Below are 15,129 nucleotides of genomic sequence, written 5' to 3' on the forward strand. Positions count from 1 at the left end.
CTCCCATGACCGCTCCCAAGCTTTCGCCGCTCCAGCAGGCCTTCCACGTTATCAAGGACCTCGAGTCCAAGGTCTACTCGCTCACCGCGGAGCCGATCGCGGTCCTCGGCATGTCGTGCCGTCTCCCCGGCTCGGTGGCCAGTCCGGAGGACTTCTGGCGCCTGTTGTCGTCTGGCCAGGATGGCACCTCGGAGGTGCCGCCGGACCGCTTCGACATCAACGCGTTCTATGACCCGGATCCGCGAGCCGCGGGGAAGACGTACGCGCGCCGCGCGGGGATGCTGGAGTCGATCGACCAGTTCGACGCCCGCTTCTTCGGCATCTCGCCCCGCGAGGCGGTCCTCATGGATCCGCAGCAGCGCCTGCTGCTCGAGGTGACCTGGGAGGCCATCGAGCGCGCGGGCCTGTCTCCGCAGAAGCTCGAGAAGTCGGCCACGGGCGTGTTCGTGGGGGCGAGCCAGAGCGACTACCTGCGGCGGCACGCCTACGCCGCGAAGCCGAAGGACATCGACGTCTATGACGGCACCGGCAACGCCACCTGTTTCTCGGCGGGACGGGTCTCGTACCTGCTGGGGCTGCAGGGGCCGTCCTTCACCGTGGACACCGCGTGCTCCTCGTCGCTGCTCGCCGTCCATCTGGCGTGCCAGAGCCTGCGCGCTGGAGAAAGTGACGTGGCGATCGCCGCCGGGGTGAACCTCATCGCGTCCCCGGAGACGTTCATCTTCCTGTCGCGCGCCGGCAACATGTCGCCCGATGGTCGCTCGAAGACGTTCGATGCCTCGGCGGATGGCTATGGCCGGGGCGAGGGCTGCGGCGTCGTCGTGCTCAAGCGGCTGTCGCGGGCGCGCGCCGATGGCGATCCCATCCTCGCCGTGCTGCGCGGATCGGCCGTCAATCACGATGGGGCCTCGAGCGGCCTGACGGTGCCCAACGGCCTCGCCCAGCAAGCCGTCATCCGGCGGGCGTGCCAGAACGCGGGCATCGAGCCGCGACACCTCGACTATGTCGAGGCGCACGGCACCGCGACGCTGCTGGGCGATCCCATCGAACTCGACGCGCTCGGTGCACTCGTCGAGGGGCGAACCTCGGACAAGCCGCTCTGGGTGGGCTCGGTCAAGAGCAACGTCGGGCACCTGGAGACGGCGGCGGGGATCACCGGCCTCATGAAGGCCGTGCTGATGCTCCAGCACAAGCAGCTCCTGCCGCACCTGCACTTCACGCGGCCCAACCCCCACGTGGACTGGCAGCGCCTGCCGCTGCGCGTTTCCACCGAGCTCGCTCCCTGGGAGTCGCCCGCGCCCCTGCTCGCCGGCGTGAGTTCCTTCGGGCTCAGCGGCACCAACGTGCATGTCATCCTCGAGGAGGCGGGCGAGCCCGCGGCGGAGGCCGCGCCGCGCGCCTCGGAGCCGGCTCCGGCCGCCACGGAGCCGGGGGTCCTCCTGCTGTCGGCACGCTCGCCGTCGGCCTTGCGCGATCTCGCCGTCGCCTATCGCCACCTCCTGGCCTCGCCCCGGTTCGATGCATCCCCGCAGGCCATCGCCCACACCGCCGCGCTGCGGCGCTCCCACCATGAGCATCGGCTCGCGATCGCCGGGGCCACACGCGAGGCGTGGGTGGCCGCCCTCGACGCGTTTCGGGACGAAGCGTCCCACGCGGGCCTGTTCACCGGACGGACCGAGCCCGGGCGGGCCGCGAAGCTGGCGTTCGTGTTCTCCGGACAGGGCGCGCAGTGGGTGGGGATGGGCCTGGAGCTGTTCGCCGCCTCGCAGGTGTTCCGCGACAGCCTCCAGGCCACCGCCGCCGCGCTGGCGCCGCATGGAGGCTACCCCATCCTCGAGGCGTTTGGCGCCGCCGCGCCGCCGCCGGACCTGACGCGGGGTGAGGTGGTGCAACCGCTCCTGTTCGCCATCCAGGTGGCCCTCGCTCGACTCTGGCGCTCGTGGGGCATCGAGCCGGCGGCGGTGACCGGTCACAGCGTGGGGGAGATCGCCGCCGCGCACATCGCCGGAGCGCTCACCCTCGAGGATGCGGCGCACATCGTCTCGGTCCGCAGCGAGCTGATGATGCGCATCAGCAATCAGGGCGCCATGGCGATGGTCGAGTTGCCCGCCGCGGACGTGGCGAAGTGGCTCGTGCGCCACGAGCCGCACCTGTCGATCGGTGCCATCAACGCACCTCGCTCCACCGTGGTATCGGGACAGCGCGAGGCGATCGAGGCGCTGCTCGCGGAGCTCGCGGCCGGTGGGGTGTTCGCGCGCCGGGTGAAGATCGACGTGGCCTCCCACAGCCCGCAGGTGGCGCCCCTGATGGACGAATTCCGTCAGCGGCTCTCCGGGCTCGTGCCCCGTGGCGGCGGCCTGCCCATGATCTCCACCGTGACGGGGGGCGAGGTGGCGGGCAGCTCGCTCGATGGAGATTACTGGGCGCGCAACCTGCGCCAGGAGGTCCGCTTCGCGGACGCGATCACCACCCTCGACCGGTCCGGGTATGGCACCTTCCTCGAGATCAGCCCCCATCCCGTGCTCGCCATGGCGATGGAGCAGACGCTCAGCGGGCGGCGCGTCATCGCGGCGTCGCTGCGCCGTGGCCAGCCCGAGTGGGGCGCCCTGAGCGAAGCGCTGGCCCAGCTCCACGCCAACGGCCATCCCATCGACTGGAGCAGGATCTTCCGCTCCCCCCAGCGCGCCGTGCTGCTGCCGACCTACCCGTGGCAACACGAGCGGTACTGGGAGGAGTTGCGCCTCGCGAACTCGGTGCACGTCGACATCGAGACCTCCTCGCGCGCTCCGGCGCTCGCCGGCCAGCGGGTGCTCAGTCCGGGCGAGGAGGTGCACTTCGTGGACCGCCTCCAGCTCTCCGAGCGCCCGTACCTGGAAGAGCACCGGATCTTCGATGACGTCGTGGTTCCCGGTGCGTTCCACCTGGCGGCCGTGCTGTCGGTCGCCGACGAGCTGGTCGGCGGTGCGGCCTGTGTTCTCGAATCGGTGACCTTCCCGCAGGCGTTGCGCGTGAGCGCTCAGGCGGCGGTGGCGGTCCACCTGACCGCGCTGCCTCGCGATGGTGGAAAGACGCGCTTTCGTCGCGCCAGCCGCGCGGCATCGCCCAAGCGCTCCGGCAGCTGGGACGAGCACGCCACGGGCTTCATCTCCTGTCTCGAGGCCACCGGAGCACGGCCCGATTCGGCTCTGGAGCGCCTGGCGAGCGGGGCGGTCACCGAGGTGGATCCCACCGCGTTCTACGAACAGAACACGCGACGCGGCATCGAGCTGGGCCCGATGTTCCGCTGGATTCGCCAGCTTTGGGTTGGCCCGCGCGAGGCCCGGGCCGTCCTGGAACGTCCCGCCGCGCTCAAGGGCCAGCGGGCGGAGCCGCGGCAGGCCCTCCACCCGGCGCAACTGGACGCGGTCTTCCAGACCTTCGCGGCGGCCGTCCCGGAGAGCGCGGACCACGCATACATTCCCTTCTCGGTCGACCGTCTCGAGTTCCATGGGGAGGGCGTGGACCAGCCGTTGCACTGCCTGGCCCGCTATCAGCCAGGGGACGATGAGTCGTTTCTCGTGGGCGATGCCGTGGTGCTCGCGGCCGACGAGCGGGTGGTCGCCCGCGTCGATGGGCTTCGTCTGCGGCGTGTCTCCCGTGCCGCCCTGGCGGCCAACGGGGGCCCGGCGTGGAGCGACTGGCTGTACGAGTCGCGGTGGGATCGGCAGCCGCTGTCGACGGCGCAGGTGCCCCCGGGAGGGCGCTGGCTGCTGTTCGCCGACGCGCACGGCGTCGCGGCTCGGCTCGCCGAGCAGCTTCGCGCGCGCGGGGACGAATGCATCACGGTGACGCCCGGTGAAGCCTTCGCACGCGTCTCCGCTTCGGCGTACACCGTGGCTCCGGAGCGGCGCACCGACTTCGACCAGCTCGTGGCCGCGCTCGCGGGCGGTGCCCCGCTGCGCGAGGCCGTCTTCCTCTGGGGCCTGTCGGAGCAGCAGCCCGCGGCCGGGCCGCTGACCTGGCCCCTGGAGCGCGCGGCCCAAGCCACCGCCGGACTGCTGCACCTGGTGCAGGCGATTGTCGCGGCGGCGCCGCGTGAGCCACCGCGCCTGAGCGTCGTCACACGGGGGGCCCAGTGGTCCGCCGGGGAAACCGGCGCGGTGGATGTGGCCGCGGCACAGCTCTGGGGAATGGCCCGCGGCTTTCTCCACGAGCATCCGGCGCTCGGTTTCACGCGCATCGACCTCGCGCAGTCGGGCGAGGAGCATCCGGCGCTGTTCGCCGAGCTCGTGTCGCGTGAGCGTGAAGAGGAGGTGCTTCTGCGTCAGGGGGTCCGCCGGGTCGGCCGCGTGGCCCGCGCGGCGCGCCTCGAGCCCGCCGGAGGAGCCGTCGTGCGCGGCGACGGCGGCAGCTACCTGGTCACCGGAGGGCTCGGCGGCCTCGGCCTGCGCGTGGCGGACTGGCTCGCCGAGCGCGGAGCCCGCAGCCTGGTACTCGTGGGCCGCCGGGGAGCGGAGAACGAAGCACAGCGCGGGGCCGTGGACGCGCTGCGCGCCCGGGGAATCGCCGTGGAGGTGGTCGCCGCGGACGTCTCCGACCCGCGGCACGTGGCGCGTGCCGTCGAGCAGGCGCGCCAGCTCGGTCCCCTGCGGGGCGTCATCCACGCGGCCGGCGTCCTGGACGACGGGATGCTCGCGCAACAGACGCCCGAGCGCTACCACCGGGTGATGGCGCCCAAGGTGCTCGGCGCGCTGCACCTGCACGAACTCACCCGCGACCGCGAGCTCGACTTCTTCGTGCTCTTCTCGTCGGCCGCCGCCCTGATTGGCGCACCGGGACAAAGCAACTACTCCGCGGCCAACGCGGCCCTCGACGCCATCGCGCTCGCGCGGCACGCGCAGGGCCTGCCCGCGCTCAGCGTCGACTGGGGCGCCTTCTCGGAGGTCGGCATGGCCGCGCAGCAGGCCAATCGCGGCGAGCGGCTCTCCCACCGGGGGATCCTCGGAATGAGCCCGGCCGATGGCCTGGAGGTGTTGGGGGCGCTGCTCGAGCGCAAGTCCGTGCACGTGGCGGTCATCGCGATGGATCCCCGGCAGTGGCTCGAGACCTCGCCCCACATGGCGCGCTCGAAGCGCTTCTCCGAGCTCATGGGCGAGGTGCAGCCGCAGGGCGGTGCGAACCGGAACACGAAGCTGCGGGACCTCGAGGCGCTGCGCACCGCCCCCCCCAAGGAAGTCCGGATGCGGATCGCGCTCCTGCTGCGTCAGGAGATTGGACGTGTGCTGCGGCTGGACGCCCAGGCCCTCGAGCCGCAGGCGCCGCTGATGTCGCTCGGCTTCGATTCGCTGCTCAGCCTGGAGCTGCGCAATCGCCTGGAGGCCCTGTTCGGGCTCTCGCTCCCCGCGGTGTTGTTGTGGACCTATCCGACGATCGAGGCCCTGACCGAGCACCTCGCCGAGCAGCTCCAGCCCGCCAGCCCGGAGCCGGTCCCCATGCCCGTCGAGAGCGCCCGGCTCGCGGAGGAGGATGCGGCCGAGGAGGAACTCGACGACATGACCGAGGCGGAGCGGGCGCTCATCGAGGAGCGGTTGGCGTCGTTGACGCGGCGCCTGTGAGGCTTCGCGTGCCGGGCTCCGGCGGCCTCTTGAGTCGAGGACCGCCGGCCCGTGCAATCACTTACGCGCCGGTCATCTTCACGGGCATCTTCAGCACGACGGTGTGTTTGTTGCTGCCAGCCCAGGTGATGGGCCCGGTGAGCTCGATCCGCTCGACCTGGTCCAGCAGGGTCTCCAACACCACGCGCAGCTCGAGCTTGCCGAGCTGCGCGCCGAAGCAAGAGTGGGTGCCGTAGCCAAAGGACAGGTGCGGATTGGGGTTGCGCCGGATGTCGAAGGCGAACGGGTTGGAGAACACCTCCTCGTCCCAGTTGGCCGAGGTCCACCACAGGGTGACCTTGTCGCCCGCCCGGATCTGGGCATCGCGCAGCTGGATGTCCCGCGTGGCGGTGCGGCGGTTGTACGGCGTGGGCGTGGTCCAGCGGAGGATCTCCTCCACGGCGCCCTTGATCAGGGAGCGATCGGCGCGCAGGGCCTTCCACTGCTCGGGGTGCTCGGCCAGCGCCAGGATGCCGCCGGAGAGCGCGTTGCGGGTGGACTCGGTTCCCGCCAGCACCATCAGGCAGAAGCACGTCATCCGCTCCATCTCGGTCAGCGGCTTCTGGTCGACGCCAGCCGCCAGCTGTCCGTTCGCCAGCAGCGAGGTCAGGTCATCCGAAGGCTGGGCCCGCTTGGCCGCCAGCATCTTGGCGCCGTAGTGGAAGAGCTCCATGTGGGTCTTCTGACTGCGCTCGGTGGGGTGGCCGACCTCGCGGTCATCGAAGCCCATCAGGCTCCCCGTCCATTGGGAGAACTGGGCCCAGTCCTGCGGCGGCAGCCCCATCAGCAGGGAGATCGCCTGCGCACCGACGTTGGCGCTCACCGCATCGGCGAAGTCGAAGTCGCCCCGCGCGAGCAGCTCGGACACGAGCTGCTGGGTGTGCTGGCGGAGCTTTCCTTCCAGCACGCCGAGTGCCTGCCGTCCCACCGCGGGGGTCAGCACGTCCGTGAAGAGCTGATGCCGCGGATCATCCATCATGTTGATCATGACCCCGGGAAGTTCCGGCCGGACATCGTCGATGTGCGTGCCGCCGCTGGGGCGTCCACCGCCCCCGGCCGCGGAGAAGACGGGATTGGCGGCCGCGTCGCGGATGTCGGCGTACTTGCTCAGGACCCAGAAGCCCTCGCCATCGTGGGTCTGCCCTGGCGGATGGAAGAACACGGGCGCGTGCTGGCGCAGGCGGGCGAACACCTGGTGGGGGAACCCCTGGCCGAACCGGGCCTGATCCGTCAGATCGAAGCCGTCGAGCACGGCGGGCAACTGCGAGGACATCGGGGGCACGACGGGTTGCTCCGAGGGGGACGCGGAGCGCTGGGGCGTCTGGGACATCGGGGAGTCTCCTGGAAAAAAAGAGGGGAAGATCAGAGCCGCTCGATGCGCAGCTGGACGTCGCCGGAGACGATGCCCGCCGGCATGTACGTGTGGCGCGCCTTGGACTCGCGCACGAGCGAGAAGCGGCAGCGCGTGAGCATGGCGTGCCAGAAGGCCTTCACCTCGGCGTTCGCCAGGTGCATGCCCGTACAGGTGTGGCTCCCAATGCCAAACGGCAGGAACGCCGCCTTGTGCTTCTTGTCCTCGGCGCGCGCCTCGGTGAAGCGGTCCGGGTCGAAGCTGCGCGGATTGCTCCACAGCGTCTCGTCCTGCATCGCCACGGAAATCATCCCCATGACGAAAGTGCCCGCGGGGATCCGCCACTGGCCGAGCTGGGTGTCATGGAGCGCGCGCCGCGCGGTGTAGGGCGCGACGGGGTAGAGGCGCATCGTCTCCTTCCACACCCGCGAGGTCACCTCGAGCTTGCCGCTCTCCTCGTAGTTGATCCGTCCCTTGGACAGGGCGAGTGCCTCCTCACGCAGTCGCTCCTGCCACTCCGGGTAGGTGGCCAGGAGGTAGGCCATGCTGGTCAACCCCGACGACGTGGTGGCGAACGCGGCGGACTTGATGCCGATCATCAGCCGCACCAGACCGTCGTCATCCACCAGCGTCTCGGGCTCCTGGCTCTTGGCGCACAGGCGGCTGAACAGATCCTCTCCGCCGGAAGCACGCCGGGCGGCGATCCGCGAGCGCAGCATCTCGCACAGCGTGCGGTGACCGCGGATGGACCGGCGCCAGGCCGGGCTGAGCAGCGGGCTGCGCGTGAGCGACAGGGGCCCCTCCCAGTAGTCAATCAACGCGCGCTCGAACTTCTCGGCCTCGTCGTCGACGCCCAGGAAGATGCGCGTCGACACCTTCATCATCAGGCTGCGGATGTCGTCCTTGAACGACACCTGACCGCGCTCCACCCAGCGCTCGATCGCCTCGGTGTAGATGGACGTCGCGGCCTCGAAGTAGCTGGCGGTGGCGGCGTGGCCGAACGCCGGCTGGAAGACCTTCCGGGCATCCCGGTGCGCCTTGAAGTCCAGGAAGAGAGGGGAGTCGACCTTCGCGGCGTTGATCTTGGGATCAATCCCCTGGAAGAAGGTGAGCCATGCGAGCGAGGTGGACCACGTCTGCTCGTCGCGCGCGATGGACAGGACCATGTCGGGGTCCGCGACGCAGACGACCTGGTAGCCGGCGAAGACCGAGCGGTAGACGGGCCCGTAGCGGCGGTGCTGCGCCGCCAGATGGTCGATGCCATGACGCATCCAGCCGAGTGTGTTTCGCACGGCGGTGCCGATACCGCCTTCACCGGGCAGGTGCGCGATGTCGACGGCGGTGGGCATCCCCCGGCGCGGGCGCGAGACATCACCGGCCTGCTCGAGGATGAAAGGAGCGACCTCCGGCTGGGCACGAGCGCCGGAGACAGGTTCGGGAGCGGATTCGGGAATGGGGAATGCCATCGATTGACCTGTATATCACACTCGATGCCGCCCGAGCATGCTTAGGCATTGACTTGAAAAGACTTGTCGAAAGGCCCCACCAATCCAGACGGCTCCCAGGCGCCCAGACGTTTGCTTGGGAGGGCAACGGGACACGAAGCATTGAAAATACAAAACCGCGCCCCCCTGACTGCGGAGGGCGCGGCTCGTGGTGGCGGGTCTCTTCGTGTGGGAGCGGTGGGGCTGGACGCCGTGTTTCAGCGGCTGGCGCAGAAGCCGAAGCTGGCGCTGTTGCCCGGAGACAAGCGGCCGTTCCAGTCCACGCCGGTGAACTCCACCACGCCCGCGCCGGTGAGCTTGTAGGTGGCGTTCCAGGCGTTGAAGATCGTGCCCTCCACCTGGAGCGAGATGCGCCAGTTCGTCTCGGAGGAGCTGGTGTTGGTCACCTTGACGTTGTGGCAGTAGCCGCCGCCCCAGTCGTCCTGGACCTTCGTGGACACCTGGACGCCGCCCATGGTCGGGGGCTGCGGGGTCTGCCCGCCCGTGCCGGGAACGGTCTCCGGCGGGGTGGGGACGGGGATGGTGCCCGTGGGCGGCGGCGGCGCGGGCATGGCGGCGACCGCGCCCCAGCGCTGGGTGAAGCGCGGCAGCTGCGTCAGCGACACCAGCAGCTCGGGGATGCTCGTCGCGCTCTGACGGAAGCGCTCGGACAGCTGGGTGGCCGCGCAGGTGGAGTCATCGCCGGACACGCCATAGCCGAAGCGCAGCCACTGCAGGGAGAAGCACTGCTGCACGTCCGGGCTGTCGGCGAGCTTGTCCTGCAACTCCTCCACGCCCGTGAAGGTGCCCTGGGTGGAGGGCGAGGCGAGGATCTCCCCGCTCGCGTCCACCTGCGTGCCATTGGCCAGCTTCGGCTCGAAGCGCCCCACGCTGTTGAACTGCTCGAAGCCAAAGCCGATGGGATCCATCATCTTGTGGCACGCCGAGCACGAGGGGTTGCTCGAGTGCTCCGAGAAGCGCTCGCGGTTGGGCATGCCCGGGTCCACCGTGGGCAGCTCCAGGTTGAGGCCCGGAGGGGCGGGGGGCAGGGGCTGGCACAAGAGGCGCTCGCGCACGAGCCGGCCGCGGCGCACGGGCGAGGCGACCTGGGCCGTGGCCTGGGTGGCCAGGATGCTGCCGTGAGAGAGGATGCCGCCGCGGCCCGTGCCGGTGAGCTCCCAGCGGCGCGAGCCCGTGGACACGGTCGAGCCCGCCAGTGACGTGGGCAGCCGGTAGAACGCCGCCAGCGTGTCCGAGGCGTAGGTGTACTCGGCCGTGAAGAGGTCCGCCAGGTGCCCGCCGCCCTCCTGGCGCACCACGGAGTTGAACAGGGACAGCGTCTCCTCCTTCATGGCCGCGCGCACCGCCGGGGTGAAGTCCGCGAACAGGGAAGGGTCCTTCGGCGTCTGCGCGAGCTTCTCCAAGTCCAGCCACTGGCTCACGAAGTGGTCGAGCATGGGGCGGCTCCGGGGCGAGGCCAGCATGCGGCGCGCCTCGGCGGCGAGCTGCTCGGGCGTGTGCAACTGGCCCGCCTTCGCCTTGGCGAACAGGTCCGCGTCCGGCATGGAGCCCCAGAAGAGGTAGGACAGCTCCGAGGCCAGTTCGTAGTCGCTGAGCACGTAGCGGCCATTGCCCTGGTGCTGACCGAGCTCCGAGCGGTAGAGGAAGTGGGGGGACAGGAGCATGGCGGTGGTCACCGCCTCCAGGCCCTTGAGGTAGCCGTCCTCGCTCGCCACGGACGCATACAGCGTCTGGTAGCGCGACAGGTCCTCCGCGGCCAGCGGCGCGCGGAAGGCGCGGGCGCCGAAGTCCTGGATGTACGTGCGGGCGCAGGCCTCGCCGGGCGCGCACGACACGTGCCGGGACAGCTTCGCCACGGCGGCCGCGGCGGCCTGCTCGGACGCGGTGAGCAGCTTGTCGGTGAGCAACTGGCCCACGGCGCGCGCGTCGGCCGTGTTGTCGAAGCCGTGCACCACCTCCTCGGCCGGCAGCGCCTGGCCCCACTTGGACTCCGTGTCCAGGTAGAGCAGGTCCTTGAGGGTGTTGTCGTACTCGAAGCGCGTGAGCATGCGCAGCTGGCGCCGGGCGGTGGGATCCAGGCCCTCCGGCGTGCACGCCATCTGCTGGAGCGAGCCGTCACACGCGCCGGGCGTGCCGTTGACGCGGTCCGCGAAGCGCTGGAAGTTCGTGTACAGGGTGCTCGTCTGCGCCACGAGCTTGCCGCCCCCGTGCCCCGCGGGGTGCAGGCCCGTGGGCTTGAGCAGCAGCAGCGACGTGCCGTCCACCTTCTCGCGGGCCATGGCCCGCACCGTCATGAAGTTCTCCTCCAGCGCCCCCGGCTCGTCCGGGGACAGCAGCACCATGCGCGTGCCCTTCGCCGCGCCGCTCGCGCTGTGGCAGGCGATGCACTGCGTGGACATGGTGGGCTCCCACATCTGGGTGCGGAAGAACTCCAGATCGTCCGGGCAGCCCGCGTCGCTGGACGCGGTGCACGCGGGAAGGAAGACCGCGGTGGAGAAAAGAGCGCCAAGGGCAACGAGTCGCCGGAAGGTCAGCACGGAGTGCACCCGGGGGGAGGGCGAGAAGGGGGAGGAAAAGCGGGAAGGGGGCAGGGCGGCCGGGGCGCTCAGACGAGCCCGTCGAGCGTGCCCGTCGAGCGGGAGGGATCGCCAAAGGCCTCGATCGACACGCCCATGGCCTGGCACACCGACGTGAGCAGCTTCTGGTGCGAGGCATTGGTGTAGCGCAGGTAGCGCCCGAAGCGGAAACCGCTGTCCGTGCCTCCCGCGAGCACGAAGGGCACCGAGCGGCAGTTGTGCAGGCGGCTGTCGCCGAGCTCCTTGGCCCACACCACCAGCGTGGAGTCCAGCAGCGTGCCGCCGTTCTCCAGGTCCGGCCGCGCCTTGAGGGCGCGCAGCAGGTAGGCGAACTGCTCGGCGAACCAGCGCTCGCACCGCACGAAGTCCGCGATGCCCGCCGTGTTGGCGTCGTCCTTGTGGGACAGCTCGTGGTGCGCCTCGCTGGAGCCCGCCCAGGTGAAGACCTGGGGCGCCACGGTGTGCGACCACTGCAGCGAGGCCACGCGCGTCATGCCGCACGCGAGCGCGCTCACCATCAGGTCCATCTGCATGCGGCCCACCGCCGGGAACTGCTCGTTGGCCTGCGCGTTCACCGCCAGGGGGACCTCGGGCAGGGCGCACCCGTCCACGGAGATGGGCGTCACCAGGCCCTTCTCCGTCTGGCGCAGGGCCTCCAGGTGCTGCTCCAGCCGCTGCTTCTCCTCGGAGCCCACGCGCGTGGCCAGGTCGTTGAGATCCGTGCGCGCCATGTCCAGCATGCTCTTGCGGCGGCGGGTCTGCTTGTCCGCGGCGGCCGTGTCCCCGCCCAGCGCGCCGAACAGGCGCTGATAGGCATTGCGCGGCACGTCCTCGGGCGAGACGAAGATGCCCGGCGCCGAGTAGGACATGCGCGTGGACTTCGCGGCGCCCCACAGGCTCGTCTGGACGCCGAACTCCAGGGACTTGAAGCGCGAGCCCTCGCCGAGCTTGCTCGCGACGTATTGATCCACGGACAGGCCGCCCGACGCGTCGCGCGCCGTGCCGCCGCCGGTGAGCATGTTCGCCATGCCGGCGTCGTGGTTGTCCACGTCCACGAAATCCAATCCCTCACAGACGAGGAGGTTGGAGCGGTAGGGATTGAGCGGCTCGAGCATGCTGCCCGCCGGAAACGCGAAGTCCTTCTCCCCCCCCGTGGGGCGCCAGTGCTTGTGCACGGTGCCATTGGGCGTGAAGACGACGATGAGTCGGCGCTTGCGGAGGGTGGCCGCGTGGGCCTCGCCGCCCAACAGCCGCAACAGCGGAGACGCCAGCAAGGACAGACCCAGACTCGCGGTGAAGTCCCTTCTCCTCATTCCACTACTCCTGTCGCAGATGAGCCGCGCGTCGGAGCTGAGGACATGGAGGGGGCGTTCGCGGAACCTCCCCCATGAGTTCCTGGCTCGCGGTGCTTCCTGACTAATGCTTGTAGCAGGCTGTGTCGAGAACAGATCGGTCGATTTCGTCCGCCCTCGGCCCGGACCGGGCGTGCGACATCCACCCATGTATGTCCAATGTATGTCCAGGGGGGAGGAGCGAACCACAAACACGCCTGTGATTGCACTCCGTCCCCGGGGCCGGCATCCCATGGCTGATGAATATTCCGCCCGGGATGTTTTTCTATCGGCCGGGCAGGACCGCGTCCTGGATCCACCGCAAATACGGCGGGTGGCCCTCGGCCACGTCCACGCGGAGCACCTCCGGGCACTCATAAGGGTGGAGCGCGACCACGCGCGCGCGCAGAGCCTCGAAGCGCGGGGCCCAGGACTTGAGCAGGAGCAGGACCTCGGGCTCGTCGTGCACGCGACCCTCCCACCGATAGATGGAGCGCACGCCGGGGAGGATGTTGCCGCAGGCGGCGAGGCCCTCCTCCACCAGCGTCCGCGCGAGCTCCGCCGCCTTGTCGGCCGTGGGCGCCGTCACGAACACGAGGATGGCCTCGGTCATGGCGCGCGCGGTCCGTTGAGGCCGAGCAGCTGCTTGCCCAGGAAGTCCCGGATGACCGCCGAGGACCACGCCATCAGGGGCCCGCTCATGGCGTCGCGCACGTAGCGCTCGATGGGGTGGGTGCGCAGGTAGCCCGAGCCTCCCGCGAGCTCCAGGGCGGCGGTGGAGATGGCGATGGCCGCCTCGTTGGCCACCACCTTGGCCTGCATCTGCAGCAGGGGGGCGACGGGCTCCTTCTGATCCGTGGCGAGCAGGGAGCGCTCGGCCAGGGCCCGTGCCGCCTCCAGGCGGATGCTCATGTCCGCCACGGAGAACTGGATCCACTGCATCTCCGCCAGGGGCCGGTCCTGGGGCGGCAGCCGGCGCGTGCGCGCGTACTCCAGCGCGAAGGCGAGGCTCGCCTCGGCGATGCCGATGGAAATCCACGGCAGGCCCACGGAGATGGCGCTGGGGGCGGTGGGATCCAATTGGAGCCGGCGCGACTCGGGCAGCAGCGTGTCCCGCAGGTGCAGCAACTGGCTGCGCGTGGCGCGCATGCCCATGGAGTCCCAGATGTCCTCCACCCGGATGGAGTCATCCTTGTCGATGAGGAAGAAGCCGGGCTGCCCGTCACACACCGCGTTGGTCACCAGGTAGCGCGCCCGATCACACCCCGACACGAAGCGCTTGGCGCCCGACAGCCGCCAGCCCCCCTCCACCCGACGCGCCTCCTGCTGGGGCATCAGGAAGAGGTTGCCGCTGGTGGGCTCGGACAGGGCGTTGCCAAACCACGCCCCCGCGCGGAACTGGGCCTCGAAGTGCGCCACCTGATCCTTCTGGGGCAGCGCGAGGAAGGTGATGGCCGTGCCCTGGTGCATCAGCCACGCCGTCCCGAAGGACGCATTGCCCCGGGACAGCGTGCCCACGATCCGCCCGAACGTCCGCCACGAGCACCCATCCAGCAGCGCCGTGTTGAGCGGCGAGCGGATGATGGCCTCGAACCCCTCGTCCGGAAATGAACCCTCCCGGTCATGCTCGGCGGCCTTTTCCGCCAACAACCCACTCAACCGCTCCGCTTCTTGCAGGAGATCCGCTTCTGTCATGGGCCCGAAGCCTAGTGGAAGTGCTCCACATGCGGCGGGGGCGTCCAGTCCGGGCGGTGAATTCTTCCGGGAGGTCGGTTTATCCGGGGTCGGGTTGTGCCACCTGTCCGGATTTGCTACTGCTCGGGGCCTGGGTTGATTGACTGTCCAGTCAATCAATGAACGGAGCGTGTCATGAGTCCTCGCCTGGCGGTGCGGGTGGAGCAGCTTCGGGAGGAGCGGCGGCGGGACGTGCTGCGCGCGGCCCGGAAGGTGTTCGCGCGCCGGGGGTTCGTGGCGGCGAAGATCTCCGACATCGCGTCCGCCGCGGGCATCAGCCACGGCCTGGTGCACCACTACTTCCCCACGAAGGAAGCGCTCTTCGTCGCCGTCATCGACGACTCCATCCAGGGCTGGGAGGCGCTGATCGCCACGGCGCATGCCCGGCCCCAGTCCGCCTGGGAGCGGCTCGTGGAGGTGTGCGCCGCCATGGGCGAGCACTCGGAGGCGGCGGGAGAGCACCTGCTCATCATCGTGCACGCCTCCATGGGCGAGGGCGCGCCGGCGCCGGTGCGCGAGGCGCTGGAGCGACTGGAGCAGCGGGTCCACGCGCCCCTGTCGGAGCTCATCGAGGCGGCGCAGCGCGCGGGAGAGGCCACCGCGGGCCCCCCCGGAGAGCTCGCGCGCGCCTGGATGGCGGTGTCCCAGGGGCTCGCCATCAGCCAAGCCTTGCACCCGGACCGGGCCCGGCCACCGCTCGCCATGGTGTTGCGCCTGCTCAAGGCGTGACGCCCCCCACAGGTTTGGACGTTCCACCCCGTATCAATGAGCTGCGAAGGAGCTGCGCATGAAGATCGTGGTCGATTGGGGCCGCTGCGAGGCCAATGGCGTCTGTGTTCGCGAGGCCCCGGATGTCTTCGAATTGAATGACAAGGATGAGCTGCAGGTGCTCTCCGAGACCGTCTCCCCGGGGGCGCGCGCCCGGGTGGACAAGGCCATCTACGGTTGCCCCAAGCAGGCGTTGTCGCTGTCCGAGGAGTGACGTTTTTCCCCCCGCCT

At 70.2% G+C, this 15,129-nt stretch carries 9 protein-coding genes; 3 read left to right on the top strand and 6 right to left on the bottom strand.

The genetic code is table 11. From position 1 onward, the window contains the following. The first annotated feature begins 5 nt into the window (after positions 1 to 5). Positions 6 to 5,594: a type I polyketide synthase gene (locus I3V78_RS21390; RefSeq protein ID WP_204490308.1), complete on the top strand. Its 5,589-nt coding sequence runs from the start codon at positions 6 to 8 to the stop codon at positions 5,592 to 5,594. Positions 5,595 to 5,655: 61 nt separating this feature from the next. On the opposite strand, the gene I3V78_RS21395 is transcribed toward I3V78_RS21390, so the two are convergent. From I3V78_RS21395 to I3V78_RS21420, 6 genes are all read right to left on the bottom strand, one after another. Beyond that, positions 5,656 to 6,963 (bottom strand): cytochrome P450, encoded by a 1,308-nt coding sequence (locus I3V78_RS21395; RefSeq protein WP_204490309.1) that lies wholly within the window; start codon positions 6,961 to 6,963, stop codon positions 5,656 to 5,658. Positions 6,964 to 6,995: 32 nt separating this feature from the next. Beyond that, positions 6,996 to 8,333: a cytochrome P450 gene (locus I3V78_RS21400; RefSeq protein ID WP_204490310.1), complete on the bottom strand. Its 1,338-nt coding sequence runs from the start codon at positions 8,331 to 8,333 to the stop codon at positions 6,996 to 6,998. 353 nt (positions 8,334 to 8,686) lie between these two features. Continuing rightward, complete coding sequence (locus I3V78_RS21405) at positions 8,687 to 11,026, bottom strand: DUF1592 domain-containing protein (protein ID WP_204490311.1); 2,340 nt, start codon at positions 11,024 to 11,026, stop codon at positions 8,687 to 8,689. Positions 11,027 to 11,094: 68 nt separating this feature from the next. Continuing rightward, entirely contained in the window at positions 11,095 to 12,378 is a 1,284-nt protein-coding gene (locus tag I3V78_RS21410; protein WP_204490312.1) for a DUF1552 domain-containing protein, read from the bottom strand. A 304-nt stretch (positions 12,379 to 12,682) separates the two neighbouring features. After that, on the bottom strand, positions 12,683 to 13,009 hold the full coding sequence (cutA, locus tag I3V78_RS21415; protein ID WP_204490313.1) for a divalent-cation tolerance protein CutA: 327 nt from the start codon (positions 13,007 to 13,009) through the stop codon (positions 12,683 to 12,685). Then, entirely contained in the window at positions 13,006 to 14,091 is a 1,086-nt protein-coding gene (locus I3V78_RS21420) for an acyl-CoA dehydrogenase family protein (RefSeq protein WP_204490314.1), read from the bottom strand. The genes cutA and I3V78_RS21420 overlap by 4 nt, the downstream gene beginning before the upstream one ends. Before the next feature lie 174 nt (positions 14,092 to 14,265). Here I3V78_RS21420 and I3V78_RS21425 point away from each other — a divergent pair, with 174 nt between their 5' ends. After that, positions 14,266 to 14,859: a TetR/AcrR family transcriptional regulator gene (locus tag I3V78_RS21425; RefSeq protein ID WP_204490315.1), complete on the top strand. Its 594-nt coding sequence runs from the start codon at positions 14,266 to 14,268 to the stop codon at positions 14,857 to 14,859. 58 nt (positions 14,860 to 14,917) lie between these two features. Further along, positions 14,918 to 15,112: a ferredoxin gene (locus tag I3V78_RS21430; RefSeq protein ID WP_204490316.1), complete on the top strand. Its 195-nt coding sequence runs from the start codon at positions 14,918 to 14,920 to the stop codon at positions 15,110 to 15,112. Positions 15,113 to 15,129 lie beyond the last annotated feature (17 nt).

It is taken from the genome of Archangium primigenium (assembly GCF_016904885.1).
Taxonomy (GTDB): Bacteria; Myxococcota; Myxococcia; order Myxococcales; family Myxococcaceae; genus Cystobacter; species Cystobacter primigenius.